15 protein-coding genes are annotated in these 17,459 nt (G+C 69.8%); 12 read left to right on the top strand and 3 right to left on the bottom strand.

Translation table 11 applies throughout. From position 1 onward, the window contains the following. Window positions 1-54: 54 nt before the first annotated feature. Entirely contained in the window at window positions 55-1,299 is a 1,245-nt protein-coding gene (locus ABD255_RS01315) for a cytochrome P450 family protein (RefSeq protein WP_344208820.1), read from the bottom strand. A gap of 230 nt (window positions 1,300-1,529) precedes the next feature. Between ABD255_RS01315 and ABD255_RS01310 the strand changes: the two genes are divergently transcribed. Continuing rightward, the gene (locus tag ABD255_RS01310; protein ID WP_344208819.1) at window positions 1,530-2,804 is read left to right on the top strand and encodes an MFS transporter; all 1,275 of its coding nucleotides are present in this window, start codon (window positions 1,530-1,532) and stop codon (window positions 2,802-2,804) included. Window positions 2,805-2,874: 70 nt separating this feature from the next. On the opposite strand, the gene ABD255_RS01305 is transcribed toward ABD255_RS01310, so the two are convergent. Next, entirely contained in the window at window positions 2,875-4,290 is a 1,416-nt protein-coding gene (locus ABD255_RS01305) for a hypothetical protein (protein WP_344208817.1), read from the bottom strand. Window positions 4,291-4,416: 126 nt separating this feature from the next. Here ABD255_RS01305 and ddaH point away from each other — a divergent pair, with 126 nt between their 5' ends. The 7 genes from ddaH to ABD255_RS01270 all read left to right on the top strand — a co-directional run bounded on the left by ddaH (window position 4,417) and on the right by ABD255_RS01270 (window position 11,117). Beyond that, complete coding sequence (gene ddaH / locus ABD255_RS01300; RefSeq protein WP_344208815.1) at window positions 4,417-5,295, top strand: dimethylargininase; 879 nt, start codon at window positions 4,417-4,419, stop codon at window positions 5,293-5,295. After that, window positions 5,295-5,636, top strand: a complete 342-nt coding sequence (locus ABD255_RS01295; RefSeq protein ID WP_344208813.1) for an avidin-fold protein — start codon at window positions 5,295-5,297, stop codon at window positions 5,634-5,636. The genes ddaH and ABD255_RS01295 overlap by 1 nt, the downstream gene beginning before the upstream one ends. Before the next feature lie 55 nt (window positions 5,637-5,691). Then, window positions 5,692-6,156, top strand: a complete 465-nt coding sequence (locus tag ABD255_RS01290) for a cobalamin B12-binding domain-containing protein (RefSeq protein ID WP_344208811.1) — start codon at window positions 5,692-5,694, stop codon at window positions 6,154-6,156. Further along, a complete protein-coding gene (locus tag ABD255_RS01285) occupies window positions 6,153-7,547 on the top strand; it encodes a methylaspartate mutase (protein ID WP_344208810.1) in 1,395 nt (464 codons plus the stop codon). Before ABD255_RS01290 ends, ABD255_RS01285 begins: the two co-directional genes overlap by 4 nt. Continuing rightward, window positions 7,492-8,499, top strand: a complete 1,008-nt coding sequence (locus ABD255_RS01280) for an asparagine synthetase A (protein WP_344208808.1) — start codon at window positions 7,492-7,494, stop codon at window positions 8,497-8,499. Before ABD255_RS01285 ends, ABD255_RS01280 begins: the two co-directional genes overlap by 56 nt. A gap of 27 nt (window positions 8,500-8,526) precedes the next feature. After that, complete coding sequence (locus ABD255_RS01275; protein ID WP_344208806.1) at window positions 8,527-9,789, top strand: APC family permease; 1,263 nt, start codon at window positions 8,527-8,529, stop codon at window positions 9,787-9,789. A 164-nt stretch (window positions 9,790-9,953) separates the two neighbouring features. Further along, complete coding sequence (locus ABD255_RS01270) at window positions 9,954-11,117, top strand: glutamate synthase-related protein (RefSeq protein ID WP_344208804.1); 1,164 nt, start codon at window positions 9,954-9,956, stop codon at window positions 11,115-11,117. Between the two features lie 82 nt (window positions 11,118-11,199). Here the strand turns inward: ABD255_RS01270 and ABD255_RS01265 are convergent, their stop codons facing one another. Further along, complete coding sequence (locus ABD255_RS01265; protein WP_344208801.1) at window positions 11,200-12,060, bottom strand: AfsR/SARP family transcriptional regulator; 861 nt, start codon at window positions 12,058-12,060, stop codon at window positions 11,200-11,202. 279 nt (window positions 12,061-12,339) lie between these two features. Between ABD255_RS01265 and ABD255_RS01260 the strand changes: the two genes are divergently transcribed. The 4 genes from ABD255_RS01260 (at window position 12,340) to ABD255_RS01245 (ending at window position 17,331) form a co-directional block, all read left to right on the top strand. Beyond that, window positions 12,340-13,623 carry an ATP-grasp domain-containing protein gene (locus ABD255_RS01260; RefSeq protein ID WP_344208799.1) on the top strand — a complete coding sequence of 428 codons (1,284 nt, stop codon included), beginning with the start codon at window positions 12,340-12,342 and terminating at the stop codon, window positions 13,621-13,623. A gap of 22 nt (window positions 13,624-13,645) precedes the next feature. After that, entirely contained in the window at window positions 13,646-14,989 is a 1,344-nt protein-coding gene (locus tag ABD255_RS01255) for a SidA/IucD/PvdA family monooxygenase (protein WP_344208797.1), read from the top strand. Between the two features lie 15 nt (window positions 14,990-15,004). Continuing rightward, complete coding sequence (locus ABD255_RS01250; protein WP_344208795.1) at window positions 15,005-16,468, top strand: cation:proton antiporter; 1,464 nt, start codon at window positions 15,005-15,007, stop codon at window positions 16,466-16,468. A gap of 242 nt (window positions 16,469-16,710) precedes the next feature. Next, window positions 16,711-17,331: an RNA polymerase sigma factor gene (locus ABD255_RS01245; RefSeq protein WP_344208792.1), complete on the top strand. Its 621-nt coding sequence runs from the start codon at window positions 16,711-16,713 to the stop codon at window positions 17,329-17,331. Window positions 17,332-17,459 lie beyond the last annotated feature (128 nt).

Below are 17,459 nucleotides of genomic sequence, written 5' to 3'. Positions count from 1 at the left end.
AGTCGGCCGGGGCGGTGTTCGTCTGTCTGGGCGGTGTTCGTCTGTCCGGGCCGATCAGGACCTCGGCGGAATGGTCGCGGCCGGCAGGTGGTGCATACCGCGCAGCAGCGTGCTGGGCTCCCACTCCAGGTAGCTCGCGTCGGACGTCATCCGCAGATCCGGGAAGCGTTCGATCAGCCGGGTCAGCGCGATGTTCGTCTGCATCTTGGCCAGCGGCTGGCCGATGCAGAAGTGCGGACCGTGGCCGAACCCGAGAACACCGTTGGGACGGCGGTCCAGGTCGAGCTTGTTCGCGTCCGGGAACTGCTCGTCGTCGCGGTGCGCCGACAGGATCGACAGCGCCAGGATGCTGTTCTCCGGGACGACGGTGTCGCCGATCTCGATGTCCTCCAGCGAGAACCGGAAGGTGGCGACGCCGACCCCACCGTCGTACCGCATCAACTCGTCGATCGCCTGCGGCATGATCGACAGGTCGGACCGCAGCCGCCGCATCGCGTCGGGGTTGGTGAGCAGGCTGAGGATGCTGTTGGACAGCGTGTGCTGCGAGGTGATGTGGCCGGCCACGGTGTAGAGGAAGATCATCGCGACGAGCTCGTCGTCGGTCAGCTTGTCGCCGCTCGGCGATCCTTCCAGCATCGCGCTGACCATGTCGTCGCCGGGGTTCTTGCGCTTCATCTCGATGATCGCGTGCCCGTACTCCATCACGTTCTTCGAGGCGTTCTCGACCACCTCCGGCGGGTGTCCGGCGCCGACCAGCTCGACCGCCCACTGCTGGAACCGTTCCCGGTCCTCGAACGGGATGCCGAGCACGTCGCAGATGATCACGATCGGCAGCGGCTGCGCGTACTCGCCGACCAGGTCGATGTCGTCGCGGCCCTCGAGCTTGTCCAGGTACTGCGCGACGAGCTCCTCGATCCGGTCCCGGAAGTTCTCCATCCGGCGCAGCGTGAAGGCCTTGCTCACCAGCGAGCGCAGCCGGGTGTGCCGGGGGGCGTCGGTGTTCAGCATGTGCTGGGACAGCTCGTCGTCGAAGCCCACGTCGGGCTTCTCCTCCTCGACGTAGGTGCCGGTGTGACGGGCGAACATCTCGTTCATCCGCGTCCCGTCCTTGCTCACCCGGGGGTCCTGGAGCAGGGCGCGTACGTCGGCGTACCGGGTGACGAGCCAGACGTCGGCTCCGTGCGGGAAGACCACGTGGTGCACGCGGCCGGCCTTCCGGTAGGGCTCGAGGATCTCGTACGGCCTCTGCATGAAGTCGTCCGGGATTCGATCGAGGTCCCGGTGGATGTCGATGGTCATATGGTCCGATCCTCCTGCCTGCAGGGCATGTCGACAGGGGCGCACGTGCGCTCCGTTACGCGTCGCCGTCACTTCAACAGAGGCAGGGCCGGGCCGGCTCTGATACGCCTTGTTTTGATGCGTTCGAGGTCTGTGCGTGAGCCGGTCGGCGCGGTAGCGTGCGGGACCAAATGTCCACCGGCAAACAGCCGGAACATCTCGTCTGCCCGGATCAAGGGGTGAAGTGTGCGATGAGTGAAGACCTCGACCGCGAACCGGCCTCGGCCGAACAACCGGGCGCCGGGCTCGGCGCGATCGCCACCTGGCGCCAGACGTCGGTCACCTCGAAGGCCCTGCTGTTCGGCGTCTTCGTCAACCGGCTGGGCGCGTTCCTGCAGATCTTCCTGGTGCTGTTCATGACGCACCGCGGATTCACGGCCGGCCAGGCCGGTTTCGCCCTCGGCATCTACGGCGCCGGCCACGTGCTGGGGTCGTTCGTCGGCGGCTGGCTCACCGACCGGCTGAGTGCCCGGGCGGCGACCTTGATCAGCATGCTCGGCTCGGCCGCGCTGATCGTCTCCATCCTGTACATCGACGTCTACTGGGTGATCCTGCTCGCGATCCTCACGGTCAGCACCGTCAGCCAGCTGAACCGGCCGGCCGCGCAGGCCATGCTGGCCGAGCTGACCAAGCCCGGCCAGTTGGTGATGACGATGGCGATGTACCGGCTGGCCATCAACCTGGGCACCGCGGTCACCCCGATCGTCGGCGTCGCCCTGGTCTCGGTCTCCTACAGCCTGCTGTTCTGGGCCGAGGCGTTCGCGGCCGTCCTCTACAGCGCGATCGCCTGGAAGTTCCTGCCCGGCAAGGCCGCACCGGACGCGGCGGCCGACGCCGCCAAGGCCGCGGAACCGAAGCAGGGCTATCGGGCGGTGCTGGCCGACTGGCGCTACGACTTCTACCTGGCCGCCGTGTTCCTGGTGACCATCGTCTACTGCCAGTACATCGCGGTCCTCCCGCTGGCGATCGTCGACCAGGGCCTCAGCCTGTGGTGGTACAGCCTGGTCGTCTCGGCGAACGCCGTCGTCGTGGCGGTGTGCGAGGTGCCGGCGACGAAGTACGTGCAGAAGTGGCCGTTGCGGATCACCGCCATCGCCGGCTTCGGCCTGGTGGCCGTCGGCTACGGCGTCTACGCGATCGCGCTGATCCCGGTGCTGCTGATCCTCGGCACGATCATCTGGACGGCGTCGGAGATCATCGGCGCGCCGACCACCTTCGCCTACCCGGGCATGGTCGCGCCGCCGCACCTGCGCGGCCGGTACTCCGGCGCCATGCTGAGCGTCTTCGGCCTCGGCAACGCCGTCGGTCCGGCCGTTGGTGTCTGGGTGTGGTCCCACATCGGCCAGGCCTTCTGGCTGTGGGCTGGGGCGGTCGCGATCCTGTCCGCGGTGTGCGCCCGGATCGGGATGCGCCGGCCCGACGAGCAGCCGGCCACTGCCTCGGCCGCGCCCGAAGCGGCAACCTGAGCAAACGAAAAGCCCGGCACGGCGTCGCTGATCGCGGCGCCGCGCCGGGCTCTTTCGTGCCCGGCTCGGCTTACTGCTTCCGTACCGGCAGTGCGGTCCCCGGCTCGACGTCCGAGTCCTCGGGCAGGACGTGCAGGCAGCAGCCGACCGAGGCACCGGTGACCAGCCCGACCACCTCGAGGTCGGACTCGACCGACAGCGCCCGGGCGAAGACGCCGCCGTAGCCGTTGACGACGGTGAAGACGCCCCAGTTCACGATCCACGGCTCCGGGTCGCCGTCGGGCATCGGGAAGAGCTCCGGCACCGGCCGGATCCGGCGCTGGACGACCCAGGGGCCGTCGAGTGCCTCCCGGGCGCGCTCCTCCCACAGCTCCGCGCCGGTGTCGTCGCGCCAGCCCAGCAATACCCCTTCCCCAGCGTGACGTGAGGTCGGCTTGAGGACCAGGTCCTCCTGATGGCTGAGCACGTAGTCGAGCAACTCGGCCTGGCTACCGTCCTCCAGAGTCACCGGCCCCGAGCGCACCATCCGGGTCCACGGCAGGATCCGGTCCAGGCTGACCAGGGTCTGCTGGTCGAAGTACTGACGGTTGGCCTCGTCGGACAGCATCGCCAGCGCACCCTTGCTGGCGAACATCTCCGAGTCGAGCGGGGTGAAGATCTTCACCTCTCCGCGAGCCGCGGCGTCCAGGATCGGATCCATCAGCGCCGGCGCGTCCGGGTATTCGAGCAGGTCCTCCAGCATGAACAGCCGCTGGATGATGTCGACCTTCACCTCGCCCAGCCAGACCCCGCCGTCGCGGACCTCGAGCTGCCCGATGTGGCCGACGTGGGCATCGATCCCCATCTCCTGCAGGCGCGTCGCGAAGTGGTGCATGTACGGCTCGAGGGTCTCGTAGCTGCTCGGCCAGTCGACGGTCGCCAGTACCGGCCGCGACCCGTACTCGAACCCGCACTCGACGAACATGTTGTTGACCTGTTCGCGCATCGTGTCCACGTAGCCGAGGCGATGCGTCTGCGCGAACTCCGCCAGCACCGGCTGGTCCAGCAACGCCCGGGCCATGTCGGACTGGTCGATCCCGCCGAGTGCGCTGCCCATGTTGAACTCGAGCAGCTTGAAGCCGGACTCGTCCATGTACAGGTCGGCGCGGCTCTGCTTCGTCACCGACGCGCCACGGCTGCGCAGTACGGCCGAGGTCTGGACGTCGTTCATCCCGACGGAACGGGCGAACGCGGCCAGATCGCCGCCGTACAGCTTGTCGGGAAGGCTGGTCAGCGCGGCGTGCATGGTCAGGATGTCGTTCGCCAACTGCTCGCACTCCTCGGTACCGATGAACAGCGGCCGGGACAGCCATCGGCCGCCGTAGAAGGACCGCAACCCGACGGACTCGGGTTGGGTGCTGACGAGTTCGCCGGCAGAGATGCCGCGTCGCTTGACCTCGTCCAGGTATTGCGCGGTGAGTTCAGCTCGGCTCAAGCGGGTAGACATATCAGACCCTCCGGTGGGCAAGGCGGAGTCAGAGCGCTCCTGCTCGGACAGAGACCCGCACCGGACGCCGGAAATACACTGACCCAGGCAAGTATCTGATCGCGGTCCCCGCGCGCTCTTGTCGGCATGGAACTCATCTCCGAGGTCGGCACCTCGATCGCAACCGCCGAAGCGCCGTACGACGCCGCGACCCGGCGGAGCACCACCCGCCGGTACCTGATGTGCCCCCCGACCCACTTCGACGTCACCTATTCGATCAACCCGTGGATGAATCCCGGCAAGCCGGTCGACCAGCCGATCGCGCTGGCGCAGTGGCAGCGGATCCACGACCAACTGGTCGAGCTCGGCCACACCGTGGACCTGATCCCACCGGTGCCCGGGCTGCACGACATGGTGTTCGCCGCGAACGGCGCCACCGTCCACGGCGACCGCGCACTGGTGGCCCGTTTCCGCCACCCCGAGCGGGACGCGGAGTCGGCCGCCTACCTCGACTTCTTCAGCAGCCGCGGCCTGCAGGTCCGGCAGGCGTCGTCCGCCAACGAGGGCGAGGGCGACTACCTGACCGCCGGATCCTGGCTGCTGGCCGGCAACGGGTTCCGCACCGACCGCCGGGCCCACGTCGAGAGCGAGCAGTACTTCGGCCGCCCGGTGATCGGCCTGACTCTCGTCGACGACCGGTACTACCACCTGGACACCGCGCTGGCCGCGCTGGACGAGCAGACGGTGATGTACTACCCGGCCGCTTTCACACCGGGCAGTCAGGCGATCCTGCGCGAGCTCTTCCCGTCGGCGATCATCGCGTCCGCCGAGGATGCCGGTGCGTTCGGTCTGAACGCCGTCTCCGACGGCCGCCACGTGCTGATGCCGACCGGTGCGACCCACCTGGCCGCGAAGTTGCGGGAGGCGGGTTTCGAGCCGATCGGTCTCGACGTCTCGGAACTGCTCCGGGCCGGTGGTGGGGTGAAGTGCTGCACGTTGGAACTGCACGGTCCGGCAGGTGGCTGATGATCGACTACGACGGCAGGAGGTTCTCCCCTGCCGGGCACGACGCCGGCGACGGCGAGGTACCCGTCGCGTCGTACCGGCAACGCGGTGACCTGCTCTGGGCCGACTTCAGCGGTGGCCGCGTCCGGCGTGGATCGCTCACCGGCGTGTGCCGTCCGGACGACACGCTGGAGTTCGGCTACACCATGGTGCTGGCCGACGGCTCACTCATCGCGGGGCACTGCGAAAGCACCCCCGAACTGCTGCCCGACGGCCGGATCCGGCTGCACGAACGATGGGAGCGGTACGGACCGCAGGCTGCCACCGGCGTCTCGCAGCTGGATGAAATCGGCCCTCGGTGAGCGGCCGCGGGTGGCTGTGTGTATCAGGCCACGGTGGATCGGCGCTCTGCTTGTCATGGATCACGCCGCCGCCGTCGCCGCGGGCCGGGACGTCAGCGTCGGCGACCTGTCCGTTGTGGTGACCAGCGTTTCGTCAGACTCGCACACCTGGAACCTCGTCGTCCTGCAGCTACTGCTCGAGGAGCTCGGTCACCGGGTGCACAACCTCGGCGCCTGTGTGCCGGACGAACTGCTGGTCTCCGAGTGCCGTCGCCTGCGTCCCGACCTGATCGTGGTCAGCAGCGTCAACGGGCACGGCTTCCACGACGGACTGCGGGTGGTCCGTCAGCTCCGCGGCCACGCGGAGCTGGCGGACACCGCGATGGTGATCGGCGGGAAGCTGGGTATCGCCGGCCCCGGCTGTGACCGCAGCCGGGGCGAGCTGACGGCCGCGGGGTACGACGCGGTCTTCGAGGACGGCACCGGACTGACCGCCTTCCGGTCGTACGTCGGCCGGCTGACCACCGGCGAGGCTTCGTGAGCGTCCCGGACACCGGCTCGTTCGGTGACTTCGTCGCGCGCGCCCATCAGGCCGGCCGACTCGTGGTGCAACCGCGGATGGGGGTCAGCGATCCCGGCGCGATGCGGACCGGACTCGTGGCCACCAGCAGGGCGGCGGCGACCGCGGTCGGGACGATCACGCTCGACAGCTACACCCGGATGGGTGACAACGCGAACGCTCGCGCCGCGCTCGCGGCCGGGGTCGAGCTGAACGGCTATCCCATCGTCGCGCACGACGTGACCACCACCCGGGCGGTGCTGGACGGCATCGTCGGTCCCGGCTTCCCGGTGCAGATCCGGCACGGATCGCCCTGTCCCGAACCGATCGTCAGCGCGCTGATCGACGCCGGACTCCACGCGACCGAGGGCGGGCCGGTCTCCTACTGCCTGCCCTACAGCCGGATGCCGCTGGCGGACTCGATCCCGAACTGGGCTCGCAGCTGCGATCTCCTGGCGGAGGTCAGGGCAACCGGCGCCGAGCCGCACGTCGAAAGCTTCGGCGGCTGCATGATGGGGCAGCTCTGCCCACCCGGCCTGCTGGTCGCGCTGAGCGTGCTCGAGTGCCTGTTCTTCCGCCAGCACGGCATTCGCAGTGTCTCGCTGAGCTACGCCCAGCAAACCAATCCTGATCAGGACATGGAAGCGCTGCTGGCGTTGCGCCGGCTGGCCGCCCAGTGGCTGCCGGACATCGACTGGCACATCGTCGTCTACACCTACATGGGCGTGTATCCGCGGACACCGGACGGTGCCACCCGGCTGCTCGAGGAGGCCGCACGGCTGGCTGTCCGGGCCGGCGCGGCCAGGCTGATCGTGAAGACGGTTGCCGAGGGCTACCGCATTCCCACCTTCGCCGAGAACATCGCCGCCCTGGAGACCGCGGCGCTGGCCGCCGATCGGTGCATCACGATCGCCGGCGATGTCGTCGACACCGGCATCCATGCCGAGGCCGGCGCCTTGATCGAGGCGGTGCTCGCGCTCGGTCCGGACCTCGGCAAGTCGCTGGCCACCGCGTTCCGGCGGGGCTATCTCGACGTGCCGTACTGCCTGCATCCGGACAACGCCGGCCGTGCCCGCAGCTACCTCGACAGCGCCGGGCGGTTGCAGTGGGCCTCCATCGGCTCGATGCCGATCCGCGGCGTGGTCGGGCCGACCGGCTCGACCAAGTTGACGGCGGCGGGCCTGCTGTCCTCGCTGTCGTACGTGGAGCGGACCTACGACAACGCCAGCCTCGAGCACGAGTACCGAGCCGCGACCGCGGCAGGGCAAGTCCCCACCCCACCGCCCCGGTCGGGCGACGAACCAGGGAGCACAACAGATGACCGAGACCCGGATCCCGGAGACCGATTCCCGGCTGCCCGCCAGTCCGCGTGAGCACCTGACCTCACCGGTCACCCGGTCGGTGCTCACGATCCAGAACCGGATGCTGGCCGCTGCCCGCGAACTCCTCGGCGGCCGGGGGTTCACCGAGTTGCTGCCGCCGGTTATCGGCCCGGTCACCGACCCGGGTGCGCGCGGAGCCAAGCAGGTCGACGTGGACTACTACGGCCACCGCTACAAGCTGATGACCAGCGCGATCCTCTACAAGCAGGCGGCCCTGACCTCGTTCGACAAGATCTTCTTCATCGCCCCGAACATCCGGCTGGAACCGCTGGAGACCGCGTCGACCAGCCGGCATCTGGCCGAGTTCCACCAGATCGACGTCGAGGTGGCGAACGCGTCCCGGGACGACGCCATCCAGCTCGCCGAGGACCTGGTCCAGTACGTCGTACGGCGGGTGGTGGAGGACCTTCCCCACGAACTGGAAGCCCTCGGCCGGGACACCGGCGAGTTCGCCGAACTGCTGAGTGAGCCGTTCGGGCGCCGGACGCACGCCGACGCGGTCGCCGACCTGCGGGCGATGGGGCACGACCAGAGCCCGGACGCCGAGCTCGACTGGGTCGGCGAGGCGAAGCTGTCGGGCAAGGCCAGCAAGCCGTTCTTCGTCACCGACTACCCGAAGGGATCGCGCGGCTTCTACGACCGGGAGAGCAAGGACCAGCCCGGGATGCTGCGGAACTTCGACCTGGTCGCCGCCGAGGGGTACGGCGAACTGTGCAGCGGCAGTGAACGCGAGCAGGACTACGCGACCATCGTCGCGCGGATGCGGGAGACGGCCGAGAACCCGGCCAAGTACGCGTGGTACCTGCAGATGCTGCGAGACGGCGTACCGCCCAGTGCGGGGTTCGGTCTCGGCCTCGAACGGTTCACCCGCTACGTCGCCGGGCTGGACTCGGTCTGGCAGGCCAGCGCGTTCCCGAAGGTGCCCGGCATCGCTTCGCCCTGACCGCCGGTTCGGGCGAAGATGTCCCGCATGGTGAACCCAACCTCGGCACCGGCCGGCCGGCTCGGCCTCGGACAGGGCACGGCCTTGTACGTCGGAGCCGTGCTGGCGACCGGCGTGATCGCGTTGCCGGCACTCGCCGCCGAGGTGGCCGGCCCAGCGTCGCTGCTGGCCTGGCTGGGTCTCGCGGTGGTGTCCGCTCCGCTGGCGGCGACCTTCGCGGCGCTCGGTGCGCGCTACCCGGACTCCGGTGGCGTCGCGACGTACGCGCGGCTGGCGTTCGGCGACCGGGCAGCGGCGGTGGTCGGCTGGTGCTTCTATCTGTCCGTCCCGGTCGGCGGTCCGGCGGCCGCCCTGTGGGCCGGTGGTTACGTCGAAGCAGGGCTGGGCGGAGGCGAGGGCACCGTCTTGGCGACCATGCTGGCGCTGATGGTGGTCGTGCCGGCCGCCAACGCGTTCGGCATCCAGGTGACCGGCCGGGTCCAGATCAGCCTGGCCGGGCTGCTGACGGTCTTCCTGGTCGCGGCGGTCGCGCTCTCCTTGCCGCATGCCGACCTGGCGAACCTGCAGCCGTTCGCGCCGCACGGCTGGCAGGCGATCGGCCCAGCCGCCGCACTGCTGGTCTGGAGCTTCGTCGGCTGGGAGACGGTCACCTACCTGACCGGCGAGTTCCGCCGGCCGGCCCGCGACGTGCCGCGGGCCACTGCCGTCGCCGTGATCGTCGTCGGCGTGCTCTACCTCAGCGTCGCGTTCGCCACCATCACCGTGCTCGGCCCGCGGGCCGCCGAGACCGACGCCCCGCTGGGCGATCTGCTAGCGATCGGCGTCGGCGGCAACGCCCGGGTCCTGGCCGCCGTCGCGGCGCTGCTGCTCACCTTCGGAGCGATGAACGCGTACTACGCCGGCGCCGCCAAGCTCGGCGCCGCGCTGGCCCGCGACGGCGCACTCCCTGCCTGGCTCACCCACGGCAGCTCGGCCGGAGTGGTGCCACGACGCAGCCTCGCCGTGCTCAGCGCGATGTCCATGGTGACCGCCGTGGTCGTGGCGGCGGCAGGAGTCGGACCGCGCTCTCTGGTCCTGCTCACCACCGGGCTGTTCGTGACCGTCTATGCCGTCGGTGTCGCGGCGGCGGTCAGGCTGCTGCCGCGGGGCAGCAAGGCACGGCTCGCCGCGATAGTGGCGCAGGGGGCGGTCGTGATCCTGCTGCTGATGGCCGGCCCCTACCTGCTCTGGCCGGTGGTCGTCACCGCGGCCGCCCTGCTCTACCTGAGGCTGACCCGCAGAGGTCGCTGAGCGCGGACGTATTTTCGGCGTACCGTCGCGGCCTCTTCCGGGCAGAAGGCCGACCGAAGGAGCGCATCCTGTACGCCGAAGGATTTCCCGAGGCAGCGATCCGCAGCCGCGCCCGAGCCGGTGCTGCCGACGCGTTCCCGCCCGCGGGCGACTACGGAACCGCGTTGTTCGGCGCCGACTGTCCTGACGCACATCCGCCGGCCGATCCGATCGACCGGCTGCGACTGGTGCCGCCCGTTTTCGTGCCGCAGCGGCTGGAACGGCTGGTCGAGCTGGCCCGGGAGCCGGTGTACCGGGACGTGGAGCTCGAGACGACGATCGGTGGGTTCCGGTCCACGGTGCCGCTGTACGTCTCGGCGTTCGGCTCGACCGAGACGGCGAGCACCGCCCTCGGCATCGCGGCCGGCCGCCAGGCCGGGCGACTCGGCATCCCGATGGTCGTCGGCGAGAACGTGATGCCGGTGAACAGCTACGGCCGGCTCGAGGCCGACGCCGAACGTTCGCTGCTCGGCCGGATCATCGCCTACCAAGCCGAAGCGCTGGACGGGTACGGCGGAGTGGTCGTGCAGCAGAGCACCGAGGACGCCGACGCCGAGGTGTGGAACCTCGTGTACAGCGACCCGAACGTTTCGCCACTGCTGGAGTCCGGGCGGCTGGCGTTCGAGCTCAAGGTGGGGCAGGGCGCCAAGCCCGGCCTGGGCGGCATGACGCTGGTAGCCGCCGGCGCGGCCGAACGGCTGGCCGACGCCTACCTCATCGACCCGGTTCTCGGCGGCGACCGGGTACTGCGCAGCAGCAGCCCCGGCACCTTCACCGAGGAGATCCTGCGTCAGCAGATCCGCCTGATGCGCAACAACTACCCGCGAGCCCGGGTCTGGGTGAAACTGCCACCCGCACGGGACGTTGCGGCCGCGGCGCAGGTGGCCTGGACGGCCGGCGCGGACGCGGTGTCGGTCGACGGCGCCGAGGCCGGCACCGGCTGGGCTCCACGGGCGTTCCTCCACCATGTCGGGCTGCCGCTCGGCGAGTGCCTGCAGCGGATCGGCCACGACCGGGCCACGCCAGCTCCCGGGCCGGATCCGTCCTGCCTGCTGGTGTCCGGCCGGATGTGGGAAGGCGCGCGCGTCGCCAAGTGCCTGGCGCTGGGCGCGAACGCGGCCGGCCTCGGCCGGGCCGCCCTCATCGCGGTGGACACCGACCCTGATCACGGCCTGATCAACCTGGTCGAGTGCCTGGCCCTCGAGCTGCAGTTGCTCGTCAGCGCCCTCGGCAAGTACCACGTCGAGGCGCTCGGCTCCGAGGACCTGTGGAGCCCGCCGGAGCGGTGAGCGGATCGCCGAGGGCGAGACCGGGCAGATCACCAGCTTCGAGCCGTGGATCCTGCCGGGTGGCAGGATCCACGGAGCAGAGCTAGGAGACTCGACCTACGCCAGGGTCCCGCCGGTGCGCCAGGCCCCTGTTCCGGTCCAGTCCGAGCATGCCGGACGCATGCCGGCGCGCGTCCAGTCCGGTCTGCCGGCTGCGGACCAGATCCACCAGTTCCGCGGTCGGCTCGACACCGAGCTCGTTGACCAGACTCCCCTGGAAGAACTCGAGCCGGCGGATCGCCTCGACCACGTTGTCCTCGGCCAGGTGGACCTCGATCAGCACCCGGGTCGCGCTCTCCCGCAACGGTTCCAGCCGCACGGCCGCCATCGCTGCCTCGATCGCCTCGGCATACCGGCCGGAGCAGGTCAATTGCTGAGCAGTCATCTCGAGCGCGTGCAACTGGAGCTGGCGCAGGCGTTCCCGCCCGAGCAGCACCCAGTCGTCGTACCAGCCGGGCAGCAGCTCTCCCATCGCGGCGAGCGTCGGCAGCAGTCCCTGGTCGGCTCCGCACTCGCCGTCGTTGATCACCCGGCGGATCGCGGTCACCAGTGTGTTCACGTCGACGTCGACGGACTCGTCGACGCGCAGTGTCTCGTCACCGGTGATGAGCTGGAGTGGAGTCAGCTGGCGCAGCCTCCACAGCGCCGTCCGCAGGCAGGCCTGGGCCTTGGAGTCCGATACCTCCGGCCAGAGCGTGCCGGCCACCTCAGCGCGGCTGGAACGTCCACGCAGCGCGACGAACGCGACCACGCGGCGCGCACTGAGCGGAATGGACAAGGTCTGTTGGTCCGCGACGACCCGGAAGCCGTCGAGCATCCGGAGCTTCACCGATCGGTGATCTCCATCGAACCGGGCCTCGGAATCCGGATCCGGATCCTCCGCCGGTACTGCGCCTGCACGCATCTGTCGATCTCCCCCACTGTGAACGAAATCCTCACTGCCGCCGGCGATCGGCGACATTCCGTGACCGCGAGAACGTCGGGCGGACGGGTCTCCCGGTACAGGCATCGGCGACTCCTCTTTGAGTGACTCCCGAGCTACATCCCGTGAGTCTGAGCCGTCAACTACCTGAGTACAAGTCGTTGGCACGACCAGATGCGGGCAGTTCCGAAGCGGTTCGGTGTATCACCCGCGACGGGTCGCCTCCTCTCGTTCGATAGTGCCGACCCGGGGAGGCTGTGCGTGGACGACAACACCGAGGGTGTCGTGCTGCAGTTCGGTAGCGGCTTCCAGCCGTACCGGGAGTATCTGATGCAGGGCGCGGCGAAACGCCGGCCGCTCTGGCTGATCGACGACGAGCCCGCGACCTGGCAACAGCCGTACGTCGCCGGCAGTTCGGTGGTCGTGCCACTCGAAGGGGCCGGTCTGGTTCTGGACCACGACGGTCTGCTCGCAGCCGCCGAGTCCGTCGCCCGTAGCCATCGCGTCCGCGGCGTCTTCACGTACGACGAACCGTCGGTGATCGCCACCGCGCTGGTCGCGGACCAGCTCGGCCTGCCGGGTCTGACCGCCCAGGGTGCGCAGGGTTGTCGCGACAAGGCGCGGACGAGGCAGGCGCTGACCGCTGCCGGGCTGCCGCAACCGCGGTTCGCGGTGGTCGCGACAGCCGACGAGGCCGCCACCGCCGCCGCGGACATCGGCTATCCGGTCGTGGTCAAACCGCGCGGCATGGCCGCGAGCATCGGCGTCGCCGTGGTGGACGGCAAGGCCGGCATCACCGATGCCTTCGACCGGGCCGACAGCTCCAGCCGCAGCGGTCCGGCCGAGTACCACGGTGGCGCGCTGATCGAGGAACTGGTCGACGGTCCGGAGATCAGCATCGACGGTGCGGTGGTGGCGGGCGAGTACCGGCCGTTCTGCATCGCCCACAAGGAACTCGGCCCACCGCCGTACTTCGAGGAGGTCGGCCACATCGTCGACGGCGACGACCCGTTGCTGGCCGACGCCGAGTTGCGCGAACTGCTCCGGGTCGCGCACGAGGCGATCGGCGCCCCGTACGGCATCACCCACACCGAGATCCGGTTCAGCTCCCGGGGACCGGTGGTGATCGAGATCAACGGCCGGCTCGGCGGTGACCTGATCCCGTACCTGGGCAAGCTGGCCACCGGTATCGATCCCGGCACGGTCCTGGTCGACGTGGCGCAGGGCATCCGTCCCGAGCTGGAGCCTGATCACCGGACCTGCGTCGGGATCCGGTTCTGTTATCCACCCGAGGACTGCCGCGTCGTGGCGATCGCCGTACCGGAGCCGGGGTCGGTTCCCGGCCTGGTGGAGGCCCATCCGATGGTCGCCGCCGGGGCGACGGTCCGGCTGCCGCCGCGGGCCCACCTCGGTCGGTACGCGTACGTCGTCTGCACCGCGGACGATGCCACCACCTGTGCCGACCGGCTGACCGCCGCGGCAGACCTGGTCGAGCTGACCTACGACGCAGTGAACGAGCCCGAGTATTCCGGACGGCCCTGGTGAGCCGCGACCTTTTGGAGCCCGCATGACGAACCGTGAGGTCGAACTGCTCGCCATCGGCGCCGGGCCGGCGAACCTGGCCCTCGCCGTCGCGCTCGAAGAACTCGGCTGCGACGGCCTGGCCGAGAACTCGCTCGTGATCGAACGCAGCCACGCGATCGAGTGGCAACGCGGTCTGCTGCTGCCGTGGGCGAAGAGCCAGGTGGCGTTCGCCAAGGACCTGGTGACGCTGCGGAACCCGCGCAGCGAGTTCACCTTCCTGAACTATCTGCGCAGCGTCGGCCGGCTCGACGACTTCATCAACATGGGCAGCTTCACGCCGTACCGGATGGAGATCTCCGGCTATCTCAGCTGGGTGTCGGAGTCGCTGCGGAAGGTGCGGATCCAGCTCGGCTGTGAGTGTGCGTCGATCGAGCCGGTGCGCAATTCGGCCGGCACTCTGACCGGGTGGCTGACCCGGCTCGCCGACGGCGGCACGATCTCCAGCCGCTACCTCGTCATCGGCGCCGGGCGCGACCCGTACGTTCCGCCGGTACTGGCCGATCTGCCCGCCGACCGGTTGATCCACAGCACCCGGTACCGCAGCCGGATCGCGGACCTCGACAAGGGCCAGCCGCACCGGGTCGCGGTGGTCGGCGCGGCGCAGAGCGCGGCCGAGATGTTCCGGGCGGTGCAGCTCGACCTGCCGAACAGCGACGTGAGCTGGGTGATCCGATCGATCGGGCTGCGCGCGTACGACACGAACAAGTTCACCAACGAGCTCTACTACCCGTCGTTCATCGACAAGTTCTTCGAGGCCAGGCCGGAGGGCCGGGACCAGATCCTGCGGGAGATGCACCTGACGAACTACTCCGGCGTCGAGAGCGACCTGTTGCAGGACCTTTACACCGGCCTGTACCTGGACCGGCTCGGCGGGGTCGAGCGGCGACGGCTGGTGCCGATGACCGACATCACCGGTGCCCGGATGGACGGGGACGAGGTCGTCCTGGAGCTGATCGACCGCAAGACCGGCGCCGTCAGCGAGCTCCGTCGGGATCTGGTCTTCCTCGGCACCGGCTTCATCCGGGAGATGCCCGCTGTCGTCCGTAACCTCGGCGCGGCCATCGGACTGGACCGGATCGAGGTGAACCGGCAGTACCGGTTGAGGCTCGACGAACCGTCGGACGCCGCCTGTTATCTGCAAGGCGTGAACGAGGCGACCCACGGGATCGCCGACTCGCTGCTCAGCGTGCTCGGCAACCGGGCCGCCGAGGTCACCCGGGACGTCCTCGCCCGCCGGGCCGGACAGCGAGTCAACGGGGTGCACCGGGCCACGGCGGAACAGCTGGCTACTGTTCCGCTGTCCGCCGACGGTGCGCTGCGCACCTGAGGCGGCGCTGCCCGGATGCCTGCGCCGGACGGGCCGTTGCTGCCCACCCCCGGCCGAGCGCTGGCGGTCGCTGCCGGTCTGGTCGCCGGCGCGGTCGCCCTGCTCGGTCTCGCCTACGCCGCCGGCTGGCTGACGCCGGAGAGCACCGCCACGGCAGCGTCGGTGCCGCCGGCCGCCGGACCGACGGCGGCCCAGCTGATGTGGCGCCTGCTGCTGGCGATCGCGGTGGTCTGCGCGCTGGCGACCCTGTGCGGCCGGCTCGCCCGGCTGATCGGGCAGCCCGCTGTGGTCGGCGAGATCGTGGCCGGGATCGTGCTCGGACCATCGGTGATCGGAGCGGTGTGGCCCGGGCTGCTCGACGCCGTGCTGCCGACCGAGGTGCGGGCCGATCTGAGCCTGTTGGCGCAGGCCGGGCTGGCCGTCTTCATGTTCACCGTCGGCGCCGACTTCGGCCGTGACCGGATCGGTCGCGACCACGGTGCGATCGCCGCCGCCAGCCTCGCGGTCATGGCGGTTCCGTTCGCCTTCGGCGTCCTCGCGGCGATGCCGCTCTACTCGGCGCTGGCCGGTCCGGCGGTGGACCGGCTGCCGTTCGTCGTCTTCGTCGGTACGGCGCTCAGCATCACCGCGTTCCCGGTCCTGGCCCGGATCGTGCAGGAGTGCGGCCTGGAGGGCAGCCGGCTCGGATCGCTGGCCATGTTGTGCGCCGCCGCCGCCGACGTACTGGCTTGGTGCGCACTCGCGATCGTGATGGCGATGATCCGGCCGGCGGGTGCCGGCAATGCCCTGCTGGCGCTGGCCCTGACCGTGCTCCTCGGCGCCGGCTGCCTGCTGGTCGTCAGGCCGCTGCTGCGACGACTGGCCGCCCGGTACGCCGCCTCCCTGCCCACGCCGATCCTGGTACTGCTGGTGCTCGGTCTGATCCTCGGCCTCGCCGCGGCGACCGACCGGATCGGCGTACACGCGATCTTCGGTGGCTTCCTGGCTGGTCTCGTGCTGCCGAAGGACAGCCTGCCGGTGGCGCAGGTGGCGCAACAGATCGGCGGCCTGAACCGCGCCCTCCTGGTGCCGGTCTTCTTCGCCTCGATCGGCCTGCAGACCGACATCACCGCGGCGGTGACCCAGCCGCCGGTGCTCGCGGCCGGCGCTCTGCTGCTGGCCGTAGCGGTCGCCGGCAAGCTGTGCGGAGCCGTACCGGTGGCCCGGGCCGGCGGTCTGCCGGTCCGGTCCGCAATCGGGCTCGGTGTCTTGATGAACGCTCGTGGGATCACCGAGATCGTCGTCCTGTCCGCCGGACTCGAGGTCGGCATCATCAACCACAGCGCCTTCACGGTGATGGTGGTGATGGCGCTGGTCACCACCTTGATGGCCGCACCGTTGCTGCGCCTGCTCGGCCCGACCCTGCGGAATCCCAGCGCGACCGACCGGTTACCGACGGGTGCGTATGCGAGCGGTGACGCCACACGCATCGTTTCGTGACGGATCGACTACGCCTACGTGACGGCACCGGTGATCGAATAGGCGCCGAAGGCAGCACGGACGGCTACCGCGGGGGACGTGGTGAGGCACAGGGTCGTCCAGCTTCTGCCGACTGGGGGTTTTACCGAGCCCGCTGACAGCGTGGGCTTTCGGCCGGTGGTCCGCCACCACCGGCCGACTATTCCTGTGCCTTTTTGCTCGCCCATCACCGCCATCAGGGGATCAGCGAAAGGACGTGGAGCGTGTCGACAATCTCGCTGCGCAAAACCGCACGGCCGGCCAAGGGAAATCGCCATCACAACGATTCAGGACCCTCGCTGGAGGTCCTTCTCGGCCGGGCACTCAGCTCTGACTGGACGGCCTGGAAGGAGTTGGAAAACCGCTACCGTCCCCTGCTCCTCCACACCGCCCGCGGCGTCGGCCTGAGCCACAGCGACGCCGCTGACGTCGCCCAGCTGACCTGGCTGCGGTTGTGGCAACACGGTCGCCAGATCCGCGACCCCCAGTGCCTCCCGGCCTGGCTGGCCGCGACGGCCCGGCGGGAAGGTCTGCGAGTGGCGATCAGCCGGAAGCGGTACCTGCTGTACGCCGACCCGACGGCCGAGCACAGCGACGGCCACCGCTCGGCCGTGCTCGACGTCTACCCGGTCGACGGCGAGTACGAACCGTCCACGGAGCGGGCCCTGTCCCGGCTGCCCGGGCGGTACCAGAGGCTGATCCGGCTGCTGATGTCGGACAGTTGCCCGTCCTACACGGAGATCGCCGAGACCCTGAACCTGCCGATCGGCAGCATCGGACCTATGCGGATGCGAGCGCTGCAGATGCTGCGCCGCACCCCGGAACTGGCAAGCATCACACGCTGACACGGAGCGGGCGGGGCGACCTCCAAGCCATTCAAGCTATGGCAGTCCCCCGCCCCTCCTCCAACAACTCGACCTCGCCGCACCTGATACACAAACTGCGTCAGGCCTTTCCAGGACTCGCCTCCCCG

It is taken from the genome of Kribbella sancticallisti, from assembly GCF_039530625.1.
Lineage (GTDB): Bacteria > Actinomycetota > Actinomycetes > Propionibacteriales > Kribbellaceae > Kribbella > Kribbella sancticallisti.
This window is presented reverse-complemented; position numbering and strand designations above follow the sequence as displayed.

What these genes read in the sequence shown, in the direction of transcription:
- ABD255_RS01315 (WP_344208820.1), bottom strand. Translation starts at nt 1,299, where the DNA reads ATGACCATCGACATCCACCGGGACCTCGATCGAATCCCGGACGACTTC.
- ABD255_RS01310 (WP_344208819.1), top strand. Translation starts at nt 1,530, where the DNA reads ATGAGTGAAGACCTCGACCGCGAACCGGCCTCGGCCGAACAACCGGGC.
- ABD255_RS01305 (WP_344208817.1), bottom strand. Translation starts at nt 4,290, where the DNA reads ATGTCTACCCGCTTGAGCCGAGCTGAACTCACCGCGCAATACCTGGAC.
- ddaH (WP_344208815.1), top strand. Translation starts at nt 4,417, where the DNA reads ATGGAACTCATCTCCGAGGTCGGCACCTCGATCGCAACCGCCGAAGCG.
- ABD255_RS01295 (WP_344208813.1), top strand. Translation starts at nt 5,295, where the DNA reads ATGATCGACTACGACGGCAGGAGGTTCTCCCCTGCCGGGCACGACGCC.
- ABD255_RS01290 (WP_344208811.1), top strand. Translation starts at nt 5,692, where the DNA reads ATGGATCACGCCGCCGCCGTCGCCGCGGGCCGGGACGTCAGCGTCGGC.
- ABD255_RS01280 (WP_344208808.1), top strand. Translation starts at nt 7,492, where the DNA reads ATGACCGAGACCCGGATCCCGGAGACCGATTCCCGGCTGCCCGCCAGT.
- ABD255_RS01275 (WP_344208806.1), top strand. Translation starts at nt 8,527, where the DNA reads ATGGTGAACCCAACCTCGGCACCGGCCGGCCGGCTCGGCCTCGGACAG.
- ABD255_RS01265 (WP_344208801.1), bottom strand. Translation starts at nt 12,060, where the DNA reads ATGCGTGCAGGCGCAGTACCGGCGGAGGATCCGGATCCGGATTCCGAG.
- ABD255_RS01255 (WP_344208797.1), top strand. Translation starts at nt 13,646, where the DNA reads ATGACGAACCGTGAGGTCGAACTGCTCGCCATCGGCGCCGGGCCGGCG.
- ABD255_RS01250 (WP_344208795.1), top strand. Translation starts at nt 15,005, where the DNA reads ATGCCTGCGCCGGACGGGCCGTTGCTGCCCACCCCCGGCCGAGCGCTG.